General features: G+C 69.0%; 2 protein-coding genes. One reads left to right on the top strand and one right to left on the bottom strand.

The genetic code is table 11. From position 1 onward, the window contains the following. The coding region (locus tag ACFU6K_RS38925) for a hypothetical protein (protein ID WP_380671389.1) at positions 1 to 303 on the bottom strand (303 nt) is incomplete at its 3' end. Between the two features lie 653 nt (positions 304 to 956). Here ACFU6K_RS38925 and ACFU6K_RS38920 point away from each other — a divergent pair. After that, complete coding sequence (locus ACFU6K_RS38920) at positions 957 to 1,361, top strand: hypothetical protein (RefSeq protein WP_380671387.1); 405 nt, start codon at positions 957 to 959, stop codon at positions 1,359 to 1,361. The last annotated feature ends 97 nt before the right edge of the window (positions 1,362 to 1,458 follow it).

Here is a 1,458-nt window from a genome sequence, read left to right as displayed (position 1 = left end):
GATCTGCACTTCGGAAACGTGCGCGCTGGTGAAGCTGAGGCTTCCGCCGGCGTAGAGGTTGTAGTTCGAGCCGTTCGCCGTGATGATGCCGTTGTTCCACTGCGAGGTCACCAGGTTCACGCCGTCGACGTTGGGGTAGACGGCCCCCACGCTGCCCGCGTAGCAGAGCTGCCAGCCCGACATCCACAGCTCGATGCCGTACGCCTTCGCCCCGCCGCCGGGGCACTGCACCGGGCCGATGGCGCTGGCGGGCGAGGCGGCGACGACGCCTCCGCCGACGACGGTGGCGGCGGCGAGTGTCACCGCGGCAATTCGCTTGCTGATACGAAGATTCATGGAAGTACCGCTCTCCCTGTCCCATTCCACTGACGGATCATTGCGACCTGGCGATGCGAAATGACCGGCCCGCGCCGGGCTGATTTCCCCGGCCCTCACGGCCCCGTACCGCCGACACCGGAAGAGGTTGTCATTCGCCGCCGGGATCGACCAGCCCTTGCCGACGGGCCGACGGAATAAAGCGGACAAAGGCGCCCTCGGGGGTGGCGGGCAGGAATCCCGAAGACGATCGTCCGATTCGCTTCTGCCTGCGGATATGTCGGGAATTCACGGCCGACGGAAACAGGTTGATGTACGTACATCGTCAAGCGGCCTTCGGGCGCTCCTCCGGCCACCGTCTAGCGCGGAAACCGCAGGGCGAGGACGTCGCGGCGGGCCCGGCTCGCGCAGGGCCCACCCGCTCGACTTCGAAGGCGAGCACGCCCAGTGCTTCCTTGCGGGTTGGAAGATGGCGTGGATCGCGAGGAGGAGATCCTGCGCGCAACATCGCCCGCGATGTCCGCACCGGCACACCCCGGCTCCACCGATGCGCCCCCTGACCCGTCGGATCCGGAAGGCCCCCGCGTGCGCGGGGGATCGCGAGGCGAACGGCCTCATCGCCGCCTCCGCATGATCCCCGCATGTCCTGGATACGCCGCCGCTCGCGCACCACCGAGCCACCCGATGGCCGACTGCCCGATCTCGCGTTCCTCACGCTGGTCCGCGATGCACTCGAGGAGATCGCACCCGGCAGCACTGCGGGTGCCGAGCTCAAGGGCAACTCGCCGCTCAGTCCGCGGGGTTGGGCCGTCGCCGTTGGGCCGGCAGGTCACGGGGACGACCGGCACTACGACCTGATCGCCATCCCGGACGTGAGCGTCCGGCACGACCCGCCCTGCTTCGGGGACTGCGTCGTAGTCGTCACCACCCCGCGCGACGCGGCCGGGCTGTGGGCCCGCTCCGCCGGCGCCTGCATGCTCGAACTGCTCGACGGCACCGGGTCTATGCGACCGCGTCCAGTTTTCCGAGCACTGAACTGTGTATGACAGGGCCGACCTGCCCAAATGCGTCGCGTTGGCGTCCGGGACGGGCGGACGGGTGCTCGGGGTGGCAGCACGAAGGCCCTGATCCGGAGGATCAGGG

It is taken from the genome of Kitasatospora sp. NPDC057512, assembly GCF_042802135.1.
Lineage (GTDB): Bacteria > Actinomycetota > Actinomycetes > Streptomycetales > Streptomycetaceae > Kitasatospora.
The sequence above is the reverse complement of the archived record's forward strand: the minus strand, read 5'-3'. Positions and strand labels throughout refer to the sequence as shown.

Excerpts from the sequence above, each read along its gene's own strand:
- ACFU6K_RS38920 (WP_380671387.1), top strand. The coding sequence starts at position 957 with ATGTCCTGGATACGCCGCCGCTCGCGCACCACCGAGCCACCCGATGGC.